The 18,288-nt window shown below is 66.1% G+C and carries 13 protein-coding genes; 3 read left to right on the top strand and 10 right to left on the bottom strand.

Annotation, left to right across the window (positions count from 1 at the left end; genetic code table 11):
- Window positions 1–187: 187 nt before the first annotated feature.
- The 4 genes from holA to IEY58_RS21675 form a co-directional block, all read right to left on the bottom strand.
- Window positions 188–1,216, bottom strand: a complete 1,029-nt coding sequence (holA, locus tag IEY58_RS21690) for a DNA polymerase III subunit delta (RefSeq protein WP_189049683.1) — start codon at window positions 1,214–1,216, stop codon at window positions 188–190.
- Between the two features lie 47 nt (window positions 1,217–1,263).
- The gene (gene lptE / locus IEY58_RS21685; RefSeq protein WP_189049681.1) at window positions 1,264–1,785 is read right to left on the bottom strand and encodes an LPS assembly lipoprotein LptE; all 522 of its coding nucleotides are present in this window, start codon (window positions 1,783–1,785) and stop codon (window positions 1,264–1,266) included.
- A complete protein-coding gene (leuS, locus tag IEY58_RS21680; protein ID WP_189049679.1) occupies window positions 1,772–4,315 on the bottom strand; it encodes a leucine--tRNA ligase in 2,544 nt (847 codons plus the stop codon). The genes lptE and leuS overlap by 14 nt, the downstream gene beginning before the upstream one ends.
- A gap of 143 nt (window positions 4,316–4,458) precedes the next feature.
- The gene (locus IEY58_RS21675) at window positions 4,459–5,007 is read right to left on the bottom strand and encodes a DUF3576 domain-containing protein (protein WP_189049677.1); all 549 of its coding nucleotides are present in this window, start codon (window positions 5,005–5,007) and stop codon (window positions 4,459–4,461) included.
- A 372-nt stretch (window positions 5,008–5,379) separates the two neighbouring features.
- Here IEY58_RS21675 and IEY58_RS21670 point away from each other — a divergent pair, with 372 nt between their 5' ends.
- Window positions 5,380–6,807: a porin gene (locus IEY58_RS21670; protein ID WP_189049675.1), complete on the top strand. Its 1,428-nt coding sequence runs from the start codon at window positions 5,380–5,382 to the stop codon at window positions 6,805–6,807.
- Window positions 6,808–6,932: 125 nt separating this feature from the next.
- Window positions 6,933–7,760: a sulfotransferase domain-containing protein gene (locus tag IEY58_RS21665; RefSeq protein ID WP_189049673.1), complete on the top strand. Its 828-nt coding sequence runs from the start codon at window positions 6,933–6,935 to the stop codon at window positions 7,758–7,760.
- 262 nt (window positions 7,761–8,022) lie between these two features.
- On the opposite strand, the gene IEY58_RS21660 is transcribed toward IEY58_RS21665, so the two are convergent.
- Window positions 8,023–8,934 (bottom strand): LysR substrate-binding domain-containing protein, encoded by a 912-nt coding sequence (locus IEY58_RS21660; protein WP_189049671.1) that lies wholly within the window; start codon window positions 8,932–8,934, stop codon window positions 8,023–8,025.
- 902 nt (window positions 8,935–9,836) lie between these two features.
- On the opposite strand from IEY58_RS21660, the gene IEY58_RS21655 reads away from it, so the two are divergent.
- The gene (locus IEY58_RS21655) at window positions 9,837–11,231 is read left to right on the top strand and encodes a porin (protein ID WP_189049669.1); all 1,395 of its coding nucleotides are present in this window, start codon (window positions 9,837–9,839) and stop codon (window positions 11,229–11,231) included.
- A 93-nt stretch (window positions 11,232–11,324) separates the two neighbouring features.
- Here IEY58_RS21655 and IEY58_RS21650 read toward each other — a convergent pair whose 3' ends face one another.
- From IEY58_RS21650 to IEY58_RS21630, 5 genes are all read right to left on the bottom strand, one after another.
- A complete protein-coding gene (locus tag IEY58_RS21650) occupies window positions 11,325–13,709 on the bottom strand; it encodes a glycoside hydrolase family 31 protein (RefSeq protein WP_189049667.1) in 2,385 nt (794 codons plus the stop codon).
- Window positions 13,710–13,776: 67 nt separating this feature from the next.
- Complete coding sequence (locus IEY58_RS21645; RefSeq protein WP_308422443.1) at window positions 13,777–14,874, bottom strand: ABC transporter ATP-binding protein; 1,098 nt, start codon at window positions 14,872–14,874, stop codon at window positions 13,777–13,779.
- The gene (locus IEY58_RS21640) at window positions 14,871–15,923 is read right to left on the bottom strand and encodes a carbohydrate ABC transporter permease (RefSeq protein WP_229743868.1); all 1,053 of its coding nucleotides are present in this window, start codon (window positions 15,921–15,923) and stop codon (window positions 14,871–14,873) included. The genes IEY58_RS21645 and IEY58_RS21640 overlap by 4 nt, the downstream gene beginning before the upstream one ends.
- The gene (locus tag IEY58_RS21635; RefSeq protein ID WP_229743867.1) at window positions 15,916–16,938 is read right to left on the bottom strand and encodes a carbohydrate ABC transporter permease; all 1,023 of its coding nucleotides are present in this window, start codon (window positions 16,936–16,938) and stop codon (window positions 15,916–15,918) included. The genes IEY58_RS21640 and IEY58_RS21635 overlap by 8 nt, the downstream gene beginning before the upstream one ends.
- Entirely contained in the window at window positions 16,935–18,215 is a 1,281-nt protein-coding gene (locus tag IEY58_RS21630; protein ID WP_229743866.1) for an ABC transporter substrate-binding protein, read from the bottom strand. Before IEY58_RS21630 ends, IEY58_RS21635 begins: the two co-directional genes overlap by 4 nt.
- Between the last annotated feature and the right edge of the window lie 73 nt (window positions 18,216–18,288).

Genomic DNA, 18,288 nt, shown 5'->3' with positions numbered 1-18,288 from the left:
GGCCTCCATCCCAAAATTCCTTGCAGGCGAAAATAATCGCCAGCCGGGCACCCTGTGCTATCGGAGTGGATACTGTCGGTCGGGAATTAATTCGGCGTAAAGAGCGAGAGCACCCGCGCCGATTACAGTTGATTGCCGAAAATCGCCATTCAGTTGATTGCCAACGCGCGGATCAGCGGCGAGCCCATTAGCGACGTGCAGGGCCGAGGCGCGCGAGATGGAGCAGCAGGTGGCGGCACAGGGTCTCGTCCGGATAGCCTGTGCGCTTCAGGTCCAGCTCGGCTTGGGTCAGGCGCTTCAGCAGGCGCTCGCACCGGTCGAGCGGCCATTGCTCGACCTGCCGGCGGAACCGGTCGGTGTATTTGAAGAAGATCGGGGGCCTGAGGCCGCGCACCACCACGTCGGCCGGCTGGCCCGCCGCGACTTGGGCGGCACAGAGATGCAGCCGCTGGGCATGGCGCATGACGGCGCGCACGATCGACACCGGCGCCTGGCCTTCGAGAAACAGGCGGGTGAGGGCGCCGTCCAGGTTGCCGGTCCGGCCGTCGAGCGCGTCATAGACCACGTCCTCGAGCTCGAGCGCGCTCGAATCGCCGACCGAAGCGACGGCGTCGGGGAGCTCGATCCGGCCGCCGGCGCCGGCATAGAGCACCAGCTTCTCGATCTCCTGTCGGCTGACGCCGCGATCGCTGCCCAGGTTGCCGACAAGATACTCGACCGCCTCGTCGGCAATCTGGATGCGCTGGGCCTGCAGGGTGTCACGGATCAGGCTGGCGATCTCGCGGGGGCCATCGGCATAGCAGGGAATGGCGACGGCCGTGTCGGCCGCCTCGCACAGTTTGCGCAGTGACGAGCTCTTGCCAAGGTCGCCGGCCTCGAGCACGATCAGCGCGTCGCCGCGGCCGGTCTCCAGCACATGCTTCAGCGGCACGGCGACGCCGTCGGCGGCATCGCGCACGCGCACGACCCGACGCCCACCCATCAGGCTCATGGCGGCGGCCTCGTCGGCGAGCAGGGCCGGATCCTGCCGGATCTTGTCGGCGGTCAGGAGCGCCAGACGAAACGGATCGTCGCCGGCGTCGCCCAGCACGGCCTTGGCAATGAGGTCGGCGCGCTCGCGCACCAGGCCGTCGTCCGGTCCGAACACGAGCGCCACGGTGACGGCGCCGTCCGGCCGCTTCAGGAAATTGGCAAGCTGGGCGCCGCTCAGCTTCATGGCGTCGACGTCAGGACGTTGCCTGGGCGGAGATCATTGCCCTGAGATCATTGCTTGGCCGCGACCTGCCGCAGATAGAGCGCTACACGCTCATGCAGCTGGTCGCCGACGTCGTGCACCGCGCGCAATTCCTCGGTCTGTTCGCCGATCGTGTTGGCGTACTGGTTGTCGAGCACGTCGAGCCCGTTGTCGGACCGGATCTGGCCCGAGATGACCGGCTTGTTGTCGGCGATGTTGCGCAGCGCGTAATCCGCGAGGAAGCGGACGGTCGTGTGGCTGGCCGTGCCGTCCGACCGCGTCGCTGAGTCGTACTCCTGCTTGATCAGCGCCACGGAGAGCCGATAGCGCGCCGGCACGCTGGCCGATGTCGGGTTGAAGCCGTCGCGCAGCTGGTTGGTCAGCACCTGGCCGAGCCGATCGCGGATCTGGTCGACCTGGACCGAGGCGAGGCCGGTGTCGAGCCCGTTCTCGTCATGCGCCGCATAGAGCGGATGGAAGCCGCAGCCGGCGAGGCCCGTGCCGAGCAGGGCCAGGCCGACGGCGGCGGAAAGGCGGTTACGCCACGACATTGATCACCCGGTTCGGTACGACGATGACCTTGCGCGCCGGCTTGCCGTCGAGCGCGCGCTGGACTTCGGGGAGCGCCAGCGCCGCGACGCGCGCCGCCTCCTGGTCGACGTCGCGCGGCTGGTCGAGCGTCGCGCGCAGCTTGCCGTTGACCTGGACCGCGAGCGTCACCGTGTCGTCGCGCACCAGGGCGGCCAGCGGGGTCGGCCAGGGCTGATCGACGAGCAGCGTCTCGTGGCCGAGCATGTGCCACAGCTCCTCGGCCAGATGAGGCATCATCGGGCCGAGGAGGACGGTCAGCGTCTCGAACGCCTCGCGCAGCACGGCGCCGTCAAGCGTGGCGGCGACGGTTTCAAGATGGTTCGACAGCTCGCGCAGCCGGGCGACGCCGCGGTTGAAGCGGAACTGCTCCAGGTCTTCCGTCACGGCGGCTACGGTCTTGTGCACCATCCGCCGGGTCTCGCCGGCATCATCGGTCGCGGCCCCGATCGGCGCCAGGCGCTCGCGATGGTCCTGGATGAGCCGGAACAGCCGGTTGACGTAGCGCCAGGTGCCCTCGACGCCGGCCTCGGTCCATTCGAGATCGCGTTCCGGCGGGCTGTCCGACAGCAGGAACAGGCGCGCCGTGTCGGCACCGTAGCTCTCGACGATGGTTTCCAGGCCGACCAGGTTCTTCTTGGACTTGGACATCTTTTCGAGACGGCCGATCACGACCGGCCGGCCGTTCGAGGTGGCAACCCCGTTGGCGTCGAGCGTCACCTGTTCCGGGAACAGCCAGTTGCCGTCCTCGTCCTGATAGGTCTGGTGGCAGACCATGCCCTGGGTGAACAGGCCGGCGAACGGCTCGTCCAGGTCCAGATAGCCGCATTTCTTGAGCGCGCGCACGAAGAAGCGCGAATAGAGCAGATGCAGGATCGCGTGCTCGATGCCGCCGATATACTGGTCGACCGGCAGCCAGTAATCGACGTCGGCCCGGTCGAACGCATTCTCGGAGCGGGGCGAGCAGAAGCGCGCGAAATACCACGAGGACTCGAAGAACGTATCGAACGTGTCGGTCTCGCGCGTCGCCTTGCCGCCGCATGTCGGGCAATTGACATGCTTCCAGGTCGGATGCCGGTCGAGCGGGTTGCCGGGCTGGTCGAAGCTCACGTCGTCCGGCAGCTTGACCGGCAGGTCCTGGGCCGGCACCGGCACGATGCCGCAGGCCGGGCAATGGATGACCGGGATCGGGCAGCCCCAGTAGCGCTGGCGCGACACGCCCCAGTCGCGCAGGCGGTACTGGATCGTGCCCTTGCCGATGCCGAGGCTCTCCAGCCGCTCGATGGCGGCACGCTTGGCCGCGGGCACGGCGAGCCCGTCGAGGAAGCCGGAATTGACCGCGACGCCATCGGTCGAGACGAAGGCCTCGGTGCCGATCTCCGGCGCCGGGCCGTCGGCGGGCTTGACCACGGTCTTGACCGGCAGCCCGTATTTGCGCGCGAAGTCCAGGTCGCGCTGATCATGGGCCGGGCAGCCGAAGATGGCGCCGGTGCCGTACTCCATCAGCACGAAGTTCGCGATATAGAGCGGCAGGCTGACGCCGGGCATCAGCGGGTGCGCCACCGTCAGCCGGGTCTTCAAGCCCAGCTTCTCCGCCGTCTCGATCGCGGCTTCCGACGTGCCCATGCGGTTGCAGTCGGCGTTGAATGCGGCGACCGTCGGGTTTTCGAGGGCGAGCCGCTGGGCGACCGGGTGGTTGGCCGAGAGGGCGCAGAAGGACGCGCCGAAAAGCGTGTCCGGCCGGGTCGTGAAGATCTCGAGCTGTTCGCCGGCGAAGCCCTCGCCCTCGAGCGTGAACTGCACGCGGGCACCCTCGGAGCGGCCGATCCAGTTCGACTGCATGACGCGCACGCGCTCGGGCCAGCGGTCGAGCGTGTCGATGCCGGCCAGGAGCTCGTCGGCGAAGTCGGTGATCTTGAGGAACCACTGCGAGAGCAGGCGCTTCTCGACCAGCGCGCCCGAGCGCCAGCCGCGGCCGTCGATGACCTGCTCGTTGGCCAGCACGGTATGCTCGACCGGGTCCCAGTTGACCCAGGATTCCTTGCGATAAGCCAAGCCGTTCGCGAGGAAGTCCAGGAACATCTTCTGCTCGTGCCGGTAATATTCCGGATGGCAGGTCGCGATCTCGCGGTCCCAGTCGTAGGCGAGGCCGATCAGCTTCAGCTGCTCGCCCATGGTGGCGATATTCTCGTAGGTCCACTTGCCCGGATGGATGCCGCCGGCGATGGCGGCGTTCTCGGCGGGCAGGCCGAACGCGTCCCAGCCCATCGGGTGCAGCACGTTGAAGCCGCGCGCCCGCTTGTAGCGGCTGACGACGTCGCCCATCGTGTAATTGCGGACATGGCCGACATGGAGCTTGCCCGACGGATACGGGAACATCTCCAGCACGTAGTATTTCGGACGGCTCGGATCGGTCTTGGCGGCAAAGCTGCCGCGCTCGCGCCAGACCGACTGCCAACGGCCCTCGGCCTCATGAAAATTATACCGATCCATCTCCATTCACCTTGCCGGGCGGCGCCGGCTCCGACGATCGCCCGTGCAAGGATGCTGGGAGCGAGGGGCGTCGGATCCGGCGGCCGCCTTTAATCCAATCCGCATGGCAGCCGCGCAATATATAAAAGCGGCTGCCGGTCCCGTTACGACGACTGCTGCGCCGTGTTCACCCGCAATTGGCGGGCGCGGGTAAGGATGGCGTTTTCCAGGTCGGCGGCCGTCTTCGGATCGACCGTCGCGTCGACCCAGCGGCCGTCGGGCGTGTGGCTCTGGCGGAAGACCGTTGCCTTGATGCCGTCGGCGCGCAGCTGGCGATCCAGGATATAGACATTGAGCTTGAAGCGCTCGTTCGGGGTCTCCGGCGGCGTATACCAATCGGTGATGATCACGCCGCCGAACGGGTCGGCCGAGGTGAGCGGCATGAACGACACCGTATCGAGCGAGGCGCGCCACAGGAACGTGTTGACGCCGATGCCCTGGGCGCCCGGCGCGTCCTTCTTGGAGCCGCCGCCGAGCAGGCCCACCAGGCCGCCTGAACCGAACAACGAATTGTCCCCTTGCGTCTCTTCCTGGTACCGCGGGTCGTTCGGCCGATAGGCAGTGTCCGACGGGGAAATGTCGCTGCAGCCGGCCAGAACGGCGGCGGTGGCGAGGCCGAGGGCAAGGGTGGTAGCGCGCAGACGGTTGACCATGAGACTCCTCGAACGCCACGCCTCGGGCCCGGACGACCGGCAAGGTCGGCTTGATGAACCATCGGCGGGGCTGCAGATCTTTCGCGCACGGTTCCTAGCATGTTCCGGCGCTGCTTCAAAGCGGCTGAAACGCACGGCGGCCTCGACCGGGCCCGTCCGGCCGCCTGGACGGAATTGTGGTGTCTCGGCAACAGTATTTGGAAATGCCCGCGTCAAACCGTCGTCTTTCTTGACCCTTCAGCAGCTTCCCGTACCTTCCAGCATGGGATTGCGAAAGATTCGACCGCGGCTCGCATGGGGACCCGCCGCGGCCACCGAGGCCAGATCACACCGGCCATGGTGCGCGAAAGTAGGCACTTCTGGAGGGGAATCATGAAGAAGTTACTGTTGGGGACTTCCGCGCTCGTCGCGGCGGGCCTTTTCTCGAACGGCGCGCACGCGCAGACCGCGACCACGGATCAGCCGATCCAGATGAAGTTCGGTGGCCAGTACTATACCGGCGCCGCCGCGATGATCTCGCAGGATGACCAGCCGGGTGATGCCGGCTACAAGCGCCAGCCGACCGGGTTCCAGGACTATTTCCTGATCCGCTTCCTGGGCTCGACCACGTTCTCGAACGGCATCACCGCCGGTGTCTGGACCCGTCTCAATGCCTTCTCGGCACCGAACGGCCAGGCCAACACGACGAACGGCTTCCAGAGCTCGAACAACACGACGATCAAGGACTCGTACGTCTACCTGAAGAACGCCTCCTGGGGCGAGTTCCGCATCGGTGACGACAGCGACGTCCGCCGCAACGACGCGGTCGGCAACAACGCCGGTGTCACGGGCGACGGCAACATCGGTGCCAACTCGGGCGCCATCTATTTCTCGAACTCGCCGGTCTACAACTTCACGACCCTCAACCTGGACAGCCGCGGCACCAAGATCGTCTACTACAGCCCGACGATCGCCGGCTTCCACTTCGGCGCCAGCTACACGCCGGACAAGGCGGGCGGCCACACCAACGGCCCGGGCAACATCGGCGACAACAACGGCCTGACCGACAACCAGACGAACGGCCTGACGCCGAGCTATCTCAACAATGCCACGGCCTATAACTACTGGTCGCTCACGACCGGCTACAACGGCACGTTCGGCCCGGTGAAGTTCGCGTGGACGGCCGGCTACTCGACCGGCAGCCGCAAGGGCGGCTGCAGCACGAGCGTGAAGGTGGCGCTTGGTAACGATGCGGCTTGCGGCTTCAGCAGCAGCAACACCGTCGAAGCCAACAGCACCACCAACGCCGATCCGAAGGTCTACAACAGCGGCATCCAGGTCAACTACGGCCCGTGGGAACTCGGCTTCAACTACGAACTGTCGCAAGCGCTCCCGAGCCCGGCCGTTGGCGGCCAGGGCCAGGCGATCGCGTTCAATGCGGCCGGTCTGCCGACGGCGTTCTTCAACCGCACGAACGAGATGACCAACAAGCAGTCCGACCTCAATATTTCCTACACCGTCGGCGCGATCCGCCTCGGTGCGGAATGGTCGCGCGGTGAGTTCGAAGGCATCACCGGCGACGCGAACGTGAAGCGCGCCGCGATCAACGACGTGATCCAGGTCGGTGCGACCTACTCGGTCGGCCCGGGCGTGAACATCGCCGGCCTGATCCAGCAGACCCTGTACGATCCGAACGGCGCCTACGTGCCGGCTGGCTCCAGCTTCGCGCCGGGCACCGGCGGCGTTGCGGGCAACAACAACGTCTACGCCAAGAGCTTCAACTCGACGGCGCTCATCATGGAAACGTCGTTCCGCTGGTAAGCGGTTCGTCGCTTCAAGATCTTGGGGGGAGAGCGGCTCGCCGCTCTCCCCCTTTTTGTTTGTCCGGAACGGGTGCTATGACACGGGGCCTCCGTCCTTATTCCGTCTAGAGATCGTCAAACCTCATGGGCGCCATCATCTGGCTCGCGTCCTACCCGAAATCGGGCAATACCTGGATGCGTTCGTTCCTGCACAACCTGCTGCGCAACCCGACGGAATCCTACGACATCAACACGCTGACCGACTTCACCTATGGTGAGGCGCAGGTGCGCTGGTTCCGCCTGTTCGACCCGCGGCCGGACACGGAATATTCGCTGGCCGACGTGCAGCGGATGCGCCCGCAGGTGCATCGCCATCTGACCGGCTTGTCGGCCGACAGCATCTTCGTCAAGACCCACAACGCGCTGCTCGAGGATCAGGGCATGCCGCTGGTGACGATGGAGGTCACGGCCGGCGCCATCTACATGATCCGCGACCCGCGCGACGTGGTGATCTCCTACAGCCACCACCAGGGCCAGTCGATCGACTACATTATCGACATGATGCGCGATCAGGCCGCCTGCACGGCCGGTGACGGCAGCAACGTCTATGAATATCTGTCGAGCTGGTCGCAGCATGTCCATTCCTGGACGCACACGCCCAACCGCAGCCTCCTGGTGCTGCGCTACGAGGACATGCTGGACCAGCCGGTGAAGAGCTTTGGCGCCGTTGCCCGCTTCCTGGGCTTGGACGTGGCACGGCCGCGCCTCGAGAAGGCGATGAAGATGAGCTCGTTCAAGGTGCTGAAGGCGCAGGAGCAGCGCAAAGGGTTCATCGAGCGGCCGAAGCGCGCCGACGCCGCCTTCTTCCGCGAGGGCCGGGCCGGCCAATGGCGGAAGCTGCTGACCCCGGCGCAGGTCGCCCGGATCGAAGACGACCACGGCGAGGAGATGCGCCGCTTCGGCTATCTGTGACCTGCGCCACGGCGGTTTGGTTTAGCTTTCCCGTTACTCCGGGCGCATGCGCGCGCGCGTGCCGTCTTAAACACCGTCATCCCCGCGAAGGCGGGGATCCAGGGTGGCCGTAAAGACTTCGGCGGTCCACAGAAACTCCTTGCTTTCCCCTGCCGCTGGAGCGCATGGCCCTGGATCCCCGCCTTCGCGGGGATGACGGGAAAAATAAGCCGGACAGTCGTGGACCGGCGCAAGGGGTGACCCGCGCAGGCCGACGCTAGCCTCAGGCCGCGAGCGCGCTGCGCGACAGGGTCGCCGCTTCTTCGTGGATGATGCCCAGGATCGCCTTCAGCATCGGCGACTGGTCGCCGGGCCGATAGATCGCCTTCATGGGCAGCAGCGGGCTTTCCGGGCCCAGCGACAGGAACTGGATGCCGGGCCGCTGAGTCTGGGCGTAGCCGTGGCTGGCCAGGGTCACGCCCAGGCCGGCGCGCACCAGGCCCAGCGCCGACTCCATGTTCATCGCTTCGAGTGCGATGTTGGGCTCGATCCCGGCGCTGCGGAAGATGGCGAGCAGGCAGCCGGCATCGACACCCCGGGGTGCCCGGCTGCTGCACAGCACGACCGGCTCGCCCGCAAGCTCCGCCAGCGAGATCCGTGACCGGCCGGCGAACGGATGGGTCGACGGCACGGCGGCGACCACTCGTTCCTCGTAAAGCAGATCTTCGACGAAGAGATCGGCGCCGTTGGACGAGCGGGCGAAGCCGATATGGATCTGACGATTCTGCAGGGCCGCCGCCTGCTCCTCGAAATGCATCTCGAACGTCGAGACATGGACGCCCGGATACTCGACGCCGAAGCGACGGAGCACCGGCGGCAGCAGCGTGTTGATGGCGGAGCCGATATAGCCGATGCCGAGCCAGCCGGTCTCGCCGCGGCCGATGCGGCGCGTGCCTGCGACGGCATCCTCCATCTTGGCCAGGATTTCGAGCGCCTGCCGCTGGAAGAAGCGCCCCGCCTCGGTCAGGCGAAGCGGCCGGGTGCCACGCTCGAGCAGCTGCTGGCCGATTTCCGCCTCCAGATGCTTGATCTGTTGGCTCAAGGGTGGCTGCGCGATGTTGAGCCGCTCGGCGGCGCGGCTGAAGCTCAACTCTTCGGCGACGGCGACGAAGTACCGCAGGTGGCGCGCTTCCATCTCATACCCCCCGAGCCGCAAATCGCGAGGTTAGATGGGGCGAGGCGGCGGCACTTCAATGCGACAGTTTTGCTTGGCAGGGATGCCAATGAAAATCCTGTTACCCGTAGTACCAGCCTGACCCTTCAAGTCATTCGACGAGAGAGCCGAAGTCATCGATCTGTCATTGATGAGAGGGTGAACTCCCGCCGCCGGGCCGTGATGGGGGCACGGGGGACCGGCGACGGGAAGTTCGACAGGCACGGTGGGAGGTTTCCCCGCACCTGTATGGGATGCGCTTTCCAGGCACTTACGCTGCGTTCGGCTTGGGGACTCGATCTGCTTCGAACGCTATTGGCACACAAGAGACAAAATAAACTCTTTCACTGGTATCATCATGTCGCGCGGAGCGAATACTTCGTACAATACGCTGCAGCGCAGCAGGAAATACCGCTCCAGACGACATGACAATTCGGCGTGGAGCAACTCTGTGGCCTACATATCGGCAGAGGGTCGACTCATTTCCAAGATCGATTGGATAATATATCATATCTAAAAAGTCTGATCCGAGCGGGATGAGCGATTTGACCGTCTCGTCGCGCCGACGCGTGGCGCTCGGGCTCGCCACGCATGATGCAGTGCGGCCGAAGCCTGAGAGAGGGTGGTGCGCCTGCCGTTCCCCTCTCGGTTCGCCGGCAATGCCGGCGAACCGAGCCGCCTTTGCCCTCTCGGCGCCACCGTTGTGTTTTGTTGGCAACAGTGAGGCAAATTACTCGCAGCGACCAGGCTGATTGCTTGACCGTCCGCCTCTGTTCTTTATGGTCCGCGGCGGAGGTTTACCGCTGCTGTAGTCGTGTGGGGGCACGCTACGGCAAACCTGGTCGTCGGCAGACGATCAGGCCCATCGAGGGCCAACGCCTACCATGAAGAAACTGCTTCTCCAGACGTCCGCGTTCGTCGCGGCGGGCCTTCTCGCGAACGGCGCCCACGCGCAGACCGCGAGCACCGATCAGCCGATCCAGATGCGGCTCGGCGGCCAGTATTACACCGGCGCCGCTGCGATGATCTCGCAGGACGATCAGCCGGGTGAGGCCGGCTACAAGCGCCAGCCGACCGGGTTCCAGGACTATTTCCTGATCCGTTTTATGGGCTCGACCACCTTCTCGAACGGCATCACCGCCGGCGTCTTCACCCGTTTGAACGCGTTCAGCGCGCCCAATGGCACGGTCAACACGTCGAACGGCTTCCAGAGCTCGAACAACACGACGATCAAGGACAGCTATATCTACCTGAAGAACGCCCAGAGCTGGGGCGAAGTGCGCATCGGTGACGACAGCGACGTCCGCCGCAACGATGCGGTCGGCGCCAATGCCGGCGTCACCGGCGACCAGAACATCGGCGCGAACTCGTCCGATATCTATTTCTCGGGCTCGCCCGTGTTCAACCTGACAACGCTGAACCTCGACGGTCGCGGCACCAAGATCGTCTACTACAGCCCGACGATCGCCGGTTTCCACTTCGGCGCCAGCTACACGCCGGACAAGGCCGGCGGCCACACCAACGGTCCCGGCAACATCGGCGACAACAACGGCCCGACCGACAACCAGACGAACGGCCTGACGCCGAGCTACCTCAACAACGCGTCCGCCTATAACTACTGGTCGCTCACGACCGGCTGGAACGGCACGGTCGGCCCGGTGAAGGCGGCCTGGACGGCCGGCTACTCGACCGCGAGCCGCAAGGGCGCCTGCTCCAGCAAGGTGGCACTCGGCAACGACGCGGCAGGCACGCTCGGCAACCCGACCGACTGCTTGCTGACCTCGACCAACAATGCCGATCCGCACGTCTACAATACCGGCTTCCAGGTCAATTACGGCCCGTGGGAACTGGGATTCGACTATGAGCTGTCGCAGGGCATCCCGGGCGGCCTCATGAGCGGCTATCAGCAGGCGATCGCCTTGAAGTCGAACGAGCTGATCAACAAGAACTCCGACCTCAACATCTCCTACACCGTCGGTGCCATCCGCATGGGTGCGGAATGGTCGCGCGGCGAGTTCGAAGGCATCACCGGCGATCTCACCAACATCAAGCGCGCCGCGATCAACGATGTGATCCAGGTCGGTGCGACCTACTCGGTCGGGCCGGGCGTCAACATCGCCGGCCTGATCCAGCAGACGCTGTACGATCCGAACGGCGCCTATGTGCCGAACGGCTCGAACTTCACGCCGGGCAACGGCGGCGTGCCGGCGAACAACAACGTCTACGCCAAGAGCTACAACTCGACGGCGCTCATCATGGAGACGTCGTTCAAGTGGTAATCAGCTAGGCTGGTCCGCAAACGTCGAGGGGGAGAGCGGCAAGCCGCTCTCCCCCTTTTTCATTTGCGCGTCGATCGGGTTCGGGGATCGGATTCAGGCGTCGAGCGTCGCCCGGAACGGCCGCGGCTCGAGCGCCACGCCGGTGCCGTTCAGTACGAGCGTGCGGCGGTCGGCGAGCGGCAGCGACACGCCGATCGGCGCCATGCCGGCCGGCGTGGCGTTGATCGGCGCCGGGCCATCGGCGGTGAGCGTGACCGTCTCGGGCGTCCAGGCAAGCTCGAACCGCAGCTTCGCGACCGGACCCGCGACCGAAATGCCGTCATCCTCGTAGAGCGTGAAGCGGCTGCTGCCTGTTCCCGGGCCCGGGAACAGGCGCAGGCAACGGCTCGGTTCGTCATGCAGGCGGGAGAAATCCGCCGGCTCGTCGGTCATCGGGATGATGGCGCCGGCCGGGGCCACGAGCGGCAGGCGGTCGAGCGGGGCCGCGAGCAGCGCCTCGGCGCCGGCCGGCAGACGCTCGCCGCTCCAGAAATCGAACCAGCATTCGGGTCCGGCCGGCAGATAGACCGCGCGCGACCGGGCGCCCGGCTCGACCACCGGGGCCGCCAGCAGGTGCGGCCCGACCATCAGCTCGTCATTGTCGACGAAGGTCGCGGGATCCCGATCGAACGCCGCGAAGGTCGGCCGGAGCGGGGCGGGGCCGCCTTCGGCCGCCTGATGCATCAGCGCGTAGAAATAGGGCAGCAGGCGGTAGCGCAGGCGGATGGCGCTGCGGATCGCCGGGATCGCCTCGGCATGCAGCCAGGGGGCGGTATAGACGCCGTCGGGCTTCCAGGAATTCATGATGAAGCGCGGGTGGACCGAGCCCATCTGGGTCCAGCGCACCAGCAGCTCCGCATCGGGCACGGGGCCTGAGAAGCCGCCGACGTCATGGCCGATGTTGTGCATGCCGGACAGGCTCATCTGCAGGCCGGTGCGCAGGTTCCATTTCAGGCTGCGCCAGCTCGTCGAATTGTCGCCGCTCCAGGTCTGGGCATAGCGCTGGATGCCCGGGCAGCCGGCGCGGGTAACGCTGAAGGGCCGCTCGTCGGGCTTCCGCTCCTGCTGCGCCTCGAGCGAGGCGCGCGTCATCAGCAGCGGCTGCAGGCCGCGCGCGAGCTCGAGCGGGATGGCCGTGCCGAAGCCGGCGCATTCGGGACCGTCGTCCCAGAGGGTATATTCGTTGTTGTCGTTCCAGGCGATGTCGATGCCGTAATCCAGCACCTGGTTTCGAACCCCGTCCTGCCACCAGCGGATGCCGGCCTGGTTGGTGAAATCGAGATGGGCGCCTTCGCCGTCCCAGAACTGGGTGATGACCGGCTGGCCGGTCGCCCGGTCGCGGATAAAGGCGCCGGCCTCGAGCGCCACCCGATATGCGGGGTGATCGTCGAGCAGGCACGGCTTGAGGTTGGCGACGATCTTGATGCCGGCCGCATGGAACGCGTCGGTCAGCTTCCTGGGCTCCGGATATTTCGACAGGTTCCAGGTGAAGACATAGCGCTTCGGCCCGATCGAGGTGTAGCCGGAGCCGAAATGGAACGCGCTCACCGGAATGCGCTCGGCGCCGCATTTCTCGATGAACTCGTGCATGCGCGCCTGCGCATTGGCGCTGTCGGCGATCGCCATCGCCGTCTGGGAGAAGCCCAGCGTCCAGCGTGGCGGCACCGGGGCGCGGCCGGTGAGATCAAGGAACTTCCCCGTCACCGCATCCAGGTCGGGGCCGACAAAGACGTAATAGTCGAGATCGCCGTCCGCTGCCTCGTAGCCGCGGAACAGGCCATAGTAATTATCGTGCTCGGCGCCCAGGTCGAATGTGGCGTCGGCCAGGTTGTCGTAGAAGATGCCCCAATTGACGCCGGTGGCACCATCGCGGGTGATGACGAACGGCCAATGCTTGTAGAGCGGGTCGCCCCATTCCGGATCAAAGCCGAGGCTGTCGAGCATGGTCGTCCTGAGCCGGCGGCCATGCAGGTTCAAGCGCCCGGTCTTGTCGCCGAGCCCGTGATAGCGGTCGCCCTCATGGCGCTCATGGTGATGGCGCAGCTTCTGGCCGAACAGGTAAGCATGGTTCGAGCGGTCGCGGGCGAACACGTTACCGTCGGGCAGCGACCAGGTGAGCGCCAGCGGCTGGAGGCCGATCCGGAGTGTCAACGCCGCCGTCTTGAGCGTGATGGCGTCCGCTGCCTGGGCGCGGTCGAATGCCGGTACCGGCCAGCTCGTCTCGTCCAGCCGGTCGCGGCCTTCCCACGGCACGTCGGCCGTGCCATGGGCCGGCACCATCCAGGTCCGGGGCTGGCGCGGCTCGGCGCCGCGCACGAACAGGACCCGAACCAGATCGGGCTTCAGGATCGAGATGCGGCAGCGGATGCCGTCGCCGCAATCGAGGGTGACGCCCCGCTCTGTGGTCTCGGCGAGGACGGCTTGGCGGATCGGTTTCATCGGGATGCTTTTCCGTTAGGCTGTTTCATCGCCATCCCCGCTTATGCGGGGATGGCGGCTCGAAAACTTACGCGCGGGCGGACAGCGTCAGCCCGTCGGCGTCGAAGACGTGAATGGCGTCGGCCGGGAAATGCACCGGCGTCGCCTCGCCGTGGGCGAGGCGGGTCTGGCCGGGGATCTGGACCGTGATGTCCGGGTTGCCGAGCCGCACGTAGCTCAAGCCGCCGAGCTGCTCGACGCCCGAGACCTTGCCGATCAGGTTGTTGCCGTCATGATGGCCGGCCTGGACATGCTCTGGCCGGATGCCGATCGCGACGGCGGTGCCAGGGGCGGCGTGGTTCGATCCCACCCGTGTTTCGACGGTGCCGAGGCCCGGCAGCTCGACCGCTAAGCGGGGTCCGTTGGCGCCGGCGACGCGGCCCTCGAGGAAATTCATCTGGGGCGAGCCGATGAAGCCCGCGACGAAGCGGTTCTGCGGATGATTGTAGAGCTCGAGCGGTGCCCCCACCTGCTCGACCCGGCCGGCGCGCAGCACGACGATCTTGTCGGCCATGGTCATGGCCTCGACCTGGTCGTGGGTGACATAGATCATGGTCGTGCCCAGGCGCCGATGCAGGTCGGCAAGCTCGGCACGCATGCCGACGCGCAGCTCGGCATCGAGGTTCGACAGCGGCTCGTCGAACAGGAAGATGCGCGGCTCGCGCACGATGGCGCGGCCGATCGCGACGCGCTGGCGCTGGCCGCCCGACAGCGCCGTGGGCTTGCGCTGCAGATAGTCGCCGAGGCGCAGCATCCGCGCCGCCTCGGCGACGCGCTTCTCGATCTCCGCCCGGGGCATGCCCAGGTTTTCGAGCCCGAACGCCATGTTCTGGTAGACCGTCATATGCGGATAGAGCGCATAGGACTGGAACACGAGGGCGAGGCCGCGCCGGGCGGCCGAGACTTCGTTCACCCGGTCGCCGCCGATGCAGATCTCGCCGTCACTGACGCTCTCGAGGCCACAGATCATGCGCAGCAGGGTCGACTTGCCGCAGCCGGACGGGCCCACGAACACGACGAACTCGCCGTCGGCCACGTCGAAGCTCACGTCATAGATGACCTGGGTGCCGCCGAACCGCTTCACAACGTTCTTGAGGGCGAGACTGCCGTCGGTACGGCCCATCATTTGACTCCAGCTGAGGCGATGCCCTGGGTGATCTGGCGCTGCAGGAAGGCGAAGATGACCGTGACCGGGACCAGGGTCACGACCGTCATCGCCAGCAGATAGTTCCATTGGGTCGTAAGCTCGCCCTGGAAGGAATTGAGCGCCAACGGCAGCGTGAATTTTTCATTGCGGCCGAGCACGACCATCGGCCACAGGAACTCGTTCCAGCGCCACATGACCGAGAAGATCGCGAGCACGGCCAAGGCAGGCCGCGACAGCGGCAGCACGATCTTCCAATAGATCCGCCATTCCGACGCATTGTCCATGCGGGCCGCCTCGATCAGGTCGTCGGGCAGGGTCAGCATGTACTGCCGGAGCAGGAACACGCCGGTCGGCGTTGCGACCGCGGGCCAGATGACGCCCCACGGATTGTCGGTCAGGCCCAGCACGGCCGCGATCAGGTAGTTCGGCACCAGGATGATGGTCGGCGGGATCATCAGCGTGGCCAGCATCAGCAGGAACACGGCATCGCGGCCGGCGAAGCGGTATTTCGACAGCGCGAAGGCCGCCATCGAGTTCATGAGCAGCGTGATGATCGTCGCGACCGTCGTGATGAACACGCTGTTCCACAGGTAGCGGCCGAAATCGAACTTCCGCATCAGGTCGGTGTAATTGTCCCAGGCCGCGTGGAAGCGCATGACCTTGGCCCGGTCGTCGACCGGCACGCGGATCAGCGTCTCGGGCCCCGCCGGGTCGACCATGGTCGCCTGCAGGCCGATCTTGCGCACCTCGGCCAAGGTCTGGCCGGCGTGGTCGCCCTTGGTGATGCGATAGAGCGGCAGGGGGTTCGGATAGTTGGGCACCGTCGCGCGCGCCTGCTCCTGCGGCAGCAGCGTCGGCGGGAACTCGATCAGGCCTGACGGGCTCTTGAGCGAGCTCAGCCCCAGCCAGACGACTGGCCCCAGCATCAAGAGCGTGCCCAGCACCAGGTAGAGGTAGCTGGCCCAGTCGGTCCAATCCATCCGGCCCCGACCGCGTGTCGCGGTCAGCATGCGCGCGAGCTTACCCACGTGTGTCGCCTTTTCCGCGCATGCCGCGCAACTGGATGAGCGTCAGGACCAGCAGCACGCCGGCGAGCAGCAGCGAGGCCGCTGCCGCCAGGCCGTACTGCCGGACCTGGGACGAGAAGCCGGTGTTGTAGATGAACTCGACCAGGTAGGTCGTGGCCGAACCCGGGCCGCCGCCGGTCAGCACATAGACTTCGTCGAAGATCTGCACGGCACGGATCAGGCCCAGCACCAGCACGACGAGCACGCTCGGCATCAAGAGCGGCAGGGTGATGCGCCGGAACACGCGGAACGGCGGGGCGGCATCCATCGCGGCCGCCTCGTAGATGTCGGCCGGGATCGCCTGCAAGCCGGCCAAAAGGATCAGCGTATAGAAACCCATGTGCGCCCAGATCGACACGAACACGGTCCAGCCGAAGGCCGAGCGCGCGTTCAAGAGCCAATCGACCGGATCGAGCCCGCCGGCGATGAAGGCGGCGTTCAGCACGCCGTCGCGCTGCAGCACCCATTTCCAGATGAGGGCGACGACGACCGGGCTCAGCAGCACGGGATAGAAGAAGGCGGCGCGGAAGAAGCCGCGGCCGATGATCTTGCGGTTCAGCACGAGCGCCGTGATCAGGCTGAACACCAGCATCAGCGAGACCTGCAGCACGACGAATTCGGCCGTGTTCCAGATCGCGTACCAGAACTGGTCGCGCACGCAGCTGTTCGGGTCGAGATAGTTCTTGCAGTCGAGCAGCGAGGCGAAATTCTCAGGGCCGACCCAGGGCCGGTCGGTCGGCAGCAGGTTGGTGCCGCCGGTGCCGGAATAATAGAAATCGATGACGATCGGCAGGAAGGTGAAGATGCCGAAGATCAGCAGGTTCGGCCCGACGAACAGCCAGCCGAGCCGGCCGTCGGGCAGGGCCGCCTGCGCCCAGCGCATCGGGCGCTCGGGCAGGTTCATGACGGCCCCGTAGAGCCGCCCGAACACTCGGGCGGCTCCGGATGTGGCGATGTTCGGGTTCGAAACCGTCACTTCTTCGCCTTGGCCGCCGCCGCGTCGGCGACGTCGGCGGTGATGCGGTCATAGGCCTGGTCGAGGGTGATCTGCCCGGCGATCGCCTGGCTGATCCGGTCGACGGTGGCGTTGAACATCGGCCGGGAGAGCTGCGATCCCTGCAGCTTGTAGGCGAGCGGGGTCAAGGTCGTGGCGTTCTCCTGGAACATGGACATGGCGGCGGAACCGGCCGGCGAGAGCTTGTAGTCGAGCTTCTGCTTCTGCAGCTCGACGTTTGCCGGCAGGTTCGAGGTCATGACCATCCATTCGCCATAGACCGCAGGCTGGGCCAGATAATCGAGGAACTTGGCCACTTCCTTCGGCGACTTCGTGCCCTTGAAGGCGACGAAGCCGGCGCCGCCCGGCATGCCGGTGCAGGCGGCCGGGCCGCAGGGCGCGCTGCCGACGACCCATTCGAACCCGTCGCCGATCTGCTTCTGCAGGCGGGCGAGCTGCCAGCTGCCCGACAAATAGACCGCGATCTTGCCGTTGGCGAATTCCTCGAACGCGTCGCGATAGCCGCCGCCGGTTGCGACCCAGACGTCCTTGTCGACCGTGCCGTCCTGGTTCCACTTGACCCACTTGGCGGCCATGGTCTTGTAGCCGTCGTCGACCACCGGCGGGTGGCCGGCGGCGTAGAAGTACTTGGCACCTTCCGAGATCGCCGGGCCGGCGAAGCGCGCGCCGCTCCTGTCCCAGGCCATGCCGAAGGGCGTCTTCGTCGCCTTGGCGACCTTGAGGGCCGCCGCCGCCCAGTCATCCCATGTCGCACCCTTGGCCGGCACCGGCACGCCGGCCTGGTCGAACAGCGTCTTGTTGACGATCGGCGCCGAGACGGTGAGCTGGGTCATGAGCCCGTAGATGCCCTTGTCCTCGGGACCCGCGCGCATCCAGTCGAGCACGGGGCCATAGGCCTTTTCCCAATAGGCCGCGTCCTTGAGATAGGGCGTGAGGTCGAGCTGGTAGGGCACCACTTGGCTGAAGTCGCTGACGCGCGCGATGTCCGGGCCGTTGCCCGCGGCGAGCTGCACCGGCACGCTCTCCAGGATCGACTTGTAGGGCATCTCGTCGATCTGGATGTGGATGTCCGGATTGTCCTTCATGAAGCGCTCGGCCAGCGTCTTCGTGGCCGGGCATTCATTGCCGTCGGAATAGCACGCGATCCGGATGTCGGCGGCCTGGGCGAAGGCGATGCCGCCGAGGACCAATAGGGCGAGGGCGGACACGCTGGTGCGCAGAGGCATTTGGGCGAGCATTCTTCCTCCAAAGGTTTTCTTGTTTGGGGCCCGTTTTCCTGTTTTGGCCCGCTTTCCGGCTTTGGACCGGGCG

Origin of the sequence: Aliidongia dinghuensis (assembly GCF_014643535.1) — a bacterium.
In the GTDB taxonomy this organism is placed as follows: domain Bacteria; phylum Pseudomonadota; class Alphaproteobacteria; order ATCC43930; family CGMCC-115725; genus Aliidongia; species Aliidongia dinghuensis.
The sequence above is the reverse complement of the archived record's forward strand: the minus strand, read 5'-3'. Positions and strand labels throughout refer to the sequence as shown.